6 protein-coding genes are annotated in these 7592 nt (G+C 73.6%); all 6 read left to right on the plus strand.

The window, feature by feature from the left end; genetic code table 11:
* Positions 1–2: 2 nt before the first annotated feature.
* Positions 3–1169: an ROK family protein gene (locus ACI8AA_RS16270; protein WP_457045442.1), complete on the plus strand. Its 1167-nt coding sequence runs from the start codon at positions 3–5 to the stop codon at positions 1167–1169.
* A 176-nt stretch (positions 1170–1345) separates the two neighbouring features.
* Positions 1346–2896 carry a sugar ABC transporter ATP-binding protein gene (locus tag ACI8AA_RS16275; RefSeq protein WP_457045443.1) on the plus strand — a complete coding sequence of 517 codons (1551 nt, stop codon included), beginning with the start codon at positions 1346–1348 and terminating at the stop codon, positions 2894–2896.
* Positions 2893–4053 carry an ABC transporter permease gene (locus ACI8AA_RS16280; protein ID WP_457045444.1) on the plus strand — a complete coding sequence of 387 codons (1161 nt, stop codon included), beginning with the start codon at positions 2893–2895 and terminating at the stop codon, positions 4051–4053. The genes ACI8AA_RS16275 and ACI8AA_RS16280 overlap by 4 nt, the downstream gene beginning before the upstream one ends.
* A gap of 99 nt (positions 4054–4152) precedes the next feature.
* Entirely contained in the window at positions 4153–5205 is a 1053-nt protein-coding gene (locus ACI8AA_RS16285) for a substrate-binding domain-containing protein (protein ID WP_457045445.1), read from the plus strand.
* Between the two features lie 59 nt (positions 5206–5264).
* Positions 5265–6446 (plus strand): Gfo/Idh/MocA family protein, encoded by a 1182-nt coding sequence (locus ACI8AA_RS16290; RefSeq protein ID WP_457045446.1) that lies wholly within the window; start codon positions 5265–5267, stop codon positions 6444–6446.
* A gap of 20 nt (positions 6447–6466) precedes the next feature.
* The gene (locus tag ACI8AA_RS16295) at positions 6467–7474 is read left to right on the plus strand and encodes a sugar phosphate isomerase/epimerase family protein (RefSeq protein ID WP_457045447.1); all 1008 of its coding nucleotides are present in this window, start codon (positions 6467–6469) and stop codon (positions 7472–7474) included.
* The last annotated feature ends 118 nt before the right edge of the window (positions 7475–7592 follow it).

Raw genomic sequence — 7592 nt, forward strand, 5'->3', positions numbered from 1 at the left:
TCATGGCCTCCACCTCCGCCTCGGCCGGCGCACTGCTGCACCACGTGCGCACCGGCCGCGCGCGGAGCCGCGCCGAGCTCGTCGCGCTCACCGGGGCCGCGCGCAACACCGTCAGCGCCCGCGTCGACCAGCTGATCGCCGCCGGCCTGCTGCAGGAGGGCGGCCGCGGCGGCAGCACCGGCGGGCGTCCCCCGACCCTGCTGCGGTTCAACAGCGGAGCCGGCTGCGTGCTCGCCGTCGACCTCGGGGTCACCAGCGTCGACGTCGCGGTCACCGACCTGTCCGCGCAGATCCTCGCCACCGTCGGGCACCCGATCGACATCGCCGACGGCCCCGACGTCGTGCTCGCCGAGGTGGACCGGCTGGCCCAGAAGGTGCTCGCCGAGGCCGGGCTGACCCCGGCCGACGTGTGCGCCGTCGGGGTGGGCGTGCCGGGGCCGGTGGAGTTCTCGACGGGCCGCCCGTCGCACCCGCCGATCATGCCGGGCTGGCACGACCACGACATCCCCGGCGCGTTCGCCCGCTACGGCTGCCCGGTCCTCGTCGACAACGACGTCAACGTCATGGCGCTCGGGGAGATCGGCGTCGGCGGCTCGGCCGAGGACGTGCTCGTGGTCAAGGTCGGCACCGGCATCGGCTGCGGGGTCATCGTCGACGGCGAGGTCTACCGGGGCGCGCAGGGCAGTGCCGGCGACATCGGGCACATCCACGTGCCGACGCCGGACAGCCGCACCGTGCTGTGCCGCTGCGGCAACGAGAACTGCCTCGAGGCGCTCGCCGGCGGTGGGGCGCTGCTGCGCGACGCCGTCGAGGCGGGGCTGCCGGTGACCAGCACCCGGCAGGTCATCGAGCTCGCCGCGCAGGGCGACGGCCCGGCGCTGGAGCTGGTCCGGCGGGCCGGGCGCACCATCGGCACGGTGCTGGCCGCGCTGGTCAACTTCTTCAACCCGCACCGGATCGTGATGACCGGCGGGGTGGCGCAGGCCGGCGCGCCGCTGCTGGCCGGCATCCGCGAGGCGGTCTACGGGCGCTCGATGCCGCTGGCGGCCCGCGCGCTGGAGATCACCGTCAGCGACGCCCCCGACCTGTCCGGCCGGGTGGGCGCCGCGCTCATGGCCATCCAGGGCTACCTCGACGAGGACTCGGTCCACCAGGCCCTCGCGCGCTGAGTCACCGTCTGTCGCCAGGAGGCGACAGAAATGGCCATTTCCGCCCTGGCCTGGGGCGTTGCAGGTCTCGGTTCGGTGACACCGCTCACGGGGCCTTGACCCCTTGTGACTCGGTTCATATGGTCACCGCTGCACAGACTAATGGTCAACGTTGAGCAGAAGTCCGAGGTGAGGCCATGCCACCGGCAGAGGCGCCGCTGCTGGAGATGCACGGCATCGTCAAGACCTTCCCGGGCGTGCGCGCGCTCGGCGGCGTGGACCTCGACGTCCGCGCGGGGGAGGTGCACTGCCTCCTCGGCCAGAACGGTGCCGGCAAGTCGACCCTGATCAAGGTCCTCGCCGGCGCCCACCAGCCCGACGAGGGCGCCATCTACTGGCGCGGCGAGCAGGTCCGGCTGTCCACGCCGCAGGCCGCGCTCGGCCTGGGCATCGCGACGATCTACCAGGAGCTCGACCTCGTCGCCGGGCTCACCGTCGCCGACAACGTCTTCCTCGGCCGGGAGCAGGCCCAGATGGGCTTCGTGCGGCCGCGCGAGCTGAACCGGCGGGCGGGGGAGCTGCTCACCCGGCTCGGCCACCCCGAGATCCGGCCGGGCGCCGAGGTCGGCTCGCTGCCCGCGGCCTCCCAGCAGATGGTGAGCATCGCGCGGGCGCTGTCCCAGGACGCGCGGCTGATCATCATGGACGAGCCCTCGGCGGTCCTCGACAACGAGGAGGTCGAGCGGCTGTTCACGGTCATCCGCGACCTCACCGCCCACGACGTCGCCGTCGTCTACATCTCCCACCGGCTGGAGGAGATCCGCGAGATCGGCGACCGGATCACCGTCCTCAAGGACGGCCGGACCGTCGCCACCGGGCTGCCGGCCCGCGAGACGCCGACCCGCGAGGTCATCACGCTGATGACCGGCCGGGACATCGAGTACGTCTTCCCGGAGCGCCACCACCGGCCCGCGCCCACCGCCGAGCCGGTGCTCGAGGTCGAGGACCTGTCGCTGCACGGCTCCTTCTCCCACGTCTCCTTCTCGGTCCGGCCGGGCGAGATCGTCGGGCTGGCCGGGCTGGTCGGCTCGGGCCGGTCGGAGATCCTCGAGACCCTCTACGGCGCCCGGCACGCGAGCGGCGGCACGGTCCGCGTGGACGGGCGCCGGCTGCGGCACGGCGACGTCGGCGCCGCGGTGGCCGCGGGGGTCGGGCTCGCGCCGGAGGAGCGCAAGAGCCAGGCGCTGCTGCTCGGCGAGTCCGTCGCCCGCAACATCAGCATCTCCAGCCTGGCCCGCTTCGCCCGCGGCGGCTTCCTCTCCGGCGCCGCCGAGCGCGAGGCCGCCCGCGAGCAGGTCAGCGCGCTGGAGGTCCGCCCGGCCGACGTCACCCGCGAGGTGCGGACGCTGTCCGGCGGCAACCAGCAGAAGGTCGTGCTCGCCCGCTGGCTGCTGCGTGACTGCCGGGTGCTGCTGCTCGACGAGCCGACCCGCGGCGTCGACGTCGGGGCGCGCTCGGAGATCTACGCGCTGGTGCGCGACCTGGCCGACCGCGGTGTCGCGGTGGTCGTCGTCTCCAGCGAGATCCCGGAGGTGCTCGGTCTGGCCGACCGGGTCCTCGTCGTCGCGGAGGGCCGGGTGCTGGCAGAGGAGCCCGCCTCGGCCCTCGACGAGCACCGCGTGCTCGACCTGGTCATGGAAGGGACGTCGACGCACGGCGTCCCGGTGCACGAAGGGGACGTCGCATGAGTGAGGGCAGCACCGCGGTGACCGCGGGCTCCGGCAAGGACACCGGCCGGAACCGGTCGGGAGGCGGGTTCATGAGCGGACCGGTCGGCCGCAACCTGGGCCTGGTCGTCGCCCTGGTCATCCTGTGCGTCGTCGGCGTCATCACGGCGGGGGACCGCTTCGCCGACGTCGACAACGTGCTGACCATCCTGCGGCTGGCCTCGGTCATCGGCGTGGTGAGCGTCGGCATGACGTTCGTGATCATCGGCGGCGGCATCGACCTGTCGGTCGGCGCGCTGGTGGCGCTGGCGTCGGTGTGGGCCACCACGCTGGCCACCCAGCAGATGGCCGAGGACTTCCACTGGATCGTCATGGTCTTCACCGCGCTGGTCGTCGGCGCGGTGGCCGGCCTGGTCAACGGCGTCGTCATCGCCTACGGCAAGCTCGCCGCCTTCATCGCCACGCTGGCCATGCTCGCCGCCGCGCGCGGCCTGGCCGAGATCATCGCCAACCGGCGCACCCAGATCGTGCGGGACAGCGACTTCCTGTCCTTCTTCTCCGGGGACGTGCTCGGCGTCCCGACCCTGGTGATCATCTTCGCGCTGGTCGCGATCGCCGGGTGGGTGCTGCTCAACCGGACCACCTTCGGCCGGCGCACCTTCGCCGTCGGCGGCAACGCCGAGGCCGCCCGCCTCGCCGGCATCCGGGTGCAGCGGCACACCGTCAAGCTCTACGTGCTGTCCGGCATCACCTGCGGCATCGCCGCCGTGATGATCATGGCGCGGACGACGACGGGCAGCTCGACCCACGGCACGCTCTACGAGCTCGACGCCATCGCCGCGGTCGTCATCGGCGGCACGCTGCTCATCGGCGGCCGCGGGACGATCGTCGGCACCGTCCTCGGCGTCCTCATCTTCACGACGCTCGGCAACGTCTTCACGCTCAACAACCTGTCGAGCTCGGCCCAGGCCGTCGCCCGCGGCGTGATCATCGTCCTCGCCGTCCTGCTGCAGCAGCGGCTGGCCACCGGCGGGTTCAGCTTCCGCCGGCCCACCGCGGGACCGCCGTCCGGCGGCCTGCCCGCCGCGGGCGGCCCGGCCGGGGCGGTCTCCGGCGGCTCGACCGTCGAGGGCGGACCGGGCGGCACCCGCCCGGCCGCGAGCGGCAAGACCCTCTGACTCCCGGCGCGACCCGCGCCGGACCGCACCACCCACCGGACCTCCGTCCGGTGGCAGCCCACCCGCCTCCGAGAGGGGGCGACATCGAGGAGAGAGAGCATGTCTGCAACGAGGCAGCGTCCGTTCCGCCGCCTGCCGTACGCCACGGTCGCCCTGCTCAGCGCGGGCGTGCTCGTGGCCGGCTGCACGAGCAACACCCCGGAGGAGTCCGGCGGTGGCGGGGGCAACCAGGCCGCCAGCGCCAACGACGAGGCCGGCGAGACCGTCACCATCGGCTTCTCCGCCCCGGCCGCCGACCACGGCTGGATGGCCGGCATCACCGAGGCCGCCCGCGCCGAGGCCGAGCAGTACGAGGACGTCGAGCTGGTGGTCGCGGAGGGCACCAACGACGTCAGCACCCAGATCAGCCAGGTGGAGACGTTCATCAACGACGGCGTCGACGCCATCGTGCTGCTGCCCTTCGACGGCGCCGCGCTGACCCCGGTCGCGCTGCAGGCGATGGAGGCCGGCATCCCGGTCATCAACGTCGACCGCCAGTTCGACAGCCCGTTCGCCGCCCGGTCCACGATCCTCGGCGACAACTACGGCATGGGCGTCTCGGCCGGCACCTACATCTGCGAGCAGCTCGGCGACAACCCCGACGCCGTCGTCGCGGAGATCGCCGGCATCGACTCGCTGCCGCTGACCCAGGACCGCAGCCAGGGCTTCGCCGACGCGCTGGCCGACTGCGGGCTCAACGTCGACAACCGCGTGGCCGCGGACTTCACCGTCGAGGGCGGCGAGGAGGCGGCGGCCAACCTGCTGCAGGCCGCGCCGCAGATCGACGCGATCTGGAACCACGACGACGACCAGGGCGTCGGTGTCCTGGCCGCGATCCAGAACGCCGGCCGCGACGAGTTCTTCATGGTCGGCGGCGCCGGCTCGGCCAACGCCATGCGCGCGATCCAGGAGGGCAACTCGGTCCTCCAGGCGACGGTCATCTACCCGTCGACCCAGGCCGCCGACGGCATCAGCCTCGCCCGGCTGATCGCGCAGGACAAGGCCCTGTCCGACCTGGTCGAGGTCGAGATCCCGCGGCAGATCGTGCTCAACGCGCCGGTCGTCACCGCGGAGAACGTCGACCAGTACATCGACAGCGCGTTCGAGTCCTGATCCACCCGGACGGGGCCGCCGGTGCACGCCGGCGGCCCCGTCCCACTCCGGGAGCCCCCATGACCTCACCTGACCGGCCGACCCTCGGGGTGGGCCTCATCGGACACGCCTTCATGGGCGCGGCGCACTCGCAGGCCTGGCGCACCGCCCCCCACTTCTTCGACCTCCCGCTGCGCCCCGAGCTCACCGTGCTCGCCGGCCGCGACCGGGAGCGGGCCACCGACGCCGCCGCCCGCCTGGGCTGGGCCTCGGTGGAGACCGACTGGCGGCGGGTCCTCGAGCGCGACGACGTCGGCCTGGTCGACGTCTGCACCCCCGGCGACACCCACGCCGAGATCGCCATCGCGGCGCTGGAGGCCGGCAAGCACGTCCTGTGCGAGAAGCCGCTGGCCAACTCCGTCGCCGAGGCCGAGGCGATGACCGAGGCCGCCGAGCGCGCCGCCGCGCGCGGCGTCCGCTCGATGGTCGGGTTCACCTACCGCCGGGTGCCGGCGATCGGGCTCGCCCGCCGGCTGGTCGCCGACGGCCGGATCGGCCAGGTGCGCCACGTGCGCGCCCAGTACCTGCAGGACTGGATCGCCGACCCGTCGGCGCCCATGTCGTGGCGGCTGGAGAAGGACAAGGCCGGCTCGGGGGCGCTCGGCGACATCGGCGCGCACGTCGTCGACCTCACGCAGTACATCACCGGGGAGACCGTCACCGGGGTCAGCGCCCTGCTCGAGACGTTCGTCAAGGAGCGCCCGCTGCCCGCCGCGGCCGGGTCGCTGTCCGGCGTCGCGGGGGAGGGCACCGGCCAGGTCACCGTCGACGACACCGCGGTGTTCCTCGGCCGGTTCTCCGGCGGCGCGGTGGCCACCTTCGAGGCGACCCGGTTCGCCCTGGGCCGCAAGAACGCCATCCGCATCGAGGTGAACGGCTCCGCCGGCAGCCTGGCCTTCGACTTCGAGGACATGAACGTCCTGCAGCTGTTCGACGGCAGCGAGCCCGCGGAGGTGGCCGGCTTCCGCCGCATCCTCGTGACCGAGCCCGAGCACCCCTACGTGTCGGCCTGGTGGCCGGCCGGGCACGGGCTGGGCTACGAGCACGGCTTCACCCACCAGGTCGTCGACCTGCTCACCGCCATCGCCAAGCAGGAGGCCCCCGCGCCGTCCTTCGCCGACGGCCTGCAGGTGCAGCGGGTGCTCGAGGCCGTCGAGCGCAGCGCCGCGGCCGACTCCGTGTGGACCCCCGTCCCCGCCTGACCCGAGAGGACACCCCCGCCATGCCCCGTCCCGTCACCCTGTTCACCGGCCAGTGGGCCGACCTGCCGTTCGAGGAGGTGGCCCGGCTCGCGTCCGAGTGGGGCTACGACGGCCTGGAGATCGCCTGCTGGGGCGACCACCTCGACGTCGAGCGCGCCGCGAACGACGACTCCTACGTGGAGGAGCGGCTCGCGCTGCTCGACAAGTACGGCCTCAAGGTCTGGGCCATCTCCAACCACCTCAACGGCCAGGCCGTCTGCGACGACCCGATCGACGAGCGGCACCGCGACATCGTCCACAAGCGCGTCTGGGGCGACGGCGACCCCGAGGGCGTGCGGCAGCGCGCGGCCGAGGAGATGAAGCTGACCGCCCGCGCGGCGGCGAAGCTCGGCGTGGAGACCGTCGTCGGGTTCACCGGGTCGAAGATCTGGAAGGCCGTGGCGATGTTCCCGCCGGCCCCGGCCTCGATGATCGAGGACGGCTACGCCGACTTCGCCGCCCGCTGGAACCCGATCCTCGACGTGTTCGACGAGGTCGGCGTCCGGTTCGCCCACGAGGTGCACCCGTCGGAGATCGCCTACGACTACTGGACGACGGTCCGCACGCTCGAGGCGATCGGCCACCGCGAGGCGTTCGGCCTCAACTGGGACCCCAGCCACTTCGTGTGGCAGGACCTCGACCCGGTCTCGTTCATCTGGGACTTCAAGGACCGGATCTACCACGTCGACTGCAAGGACGCGAAGCGCCAGGTGGGCAACGGCCGCAACGGCCGGATGGGCTCGCACCTGCCGTGGGCCGACCCGCGGCGCGGCTGGGACTTCGTCTCCACCGGGCACGGCGACGTCCCGTGGGAGGCCTGCTTCCGGATGCTCAACACGATCGGCTACGACGGGCCGATCTCGGTGGAGTGGGAGGACGCCGGCATGGACCGCCTGGTCGGCGCCCCCGAGGCGCTGGCGTTCGTCCGCCGGCTGGCGTTCGACCCGCCGGCCGCGGCGTTCGACGCGGCGTTCTCCAGCGGCAACTGAGGAAGGACCCCGGGAGGGGGGGGGGGGGGGGGGGGGGGGGGGGGGGGGGGGGGGGGGGGGGGGGGGGGGGGGGGGGGGGGGGGGGGGGGCGGGGGGGGCGGGTCCCCGGCGCGGCCCG

The sequence above is a fragment of the Geodermatophilus sp. SYSU D01180 genome (assembly GCF_054050415.1).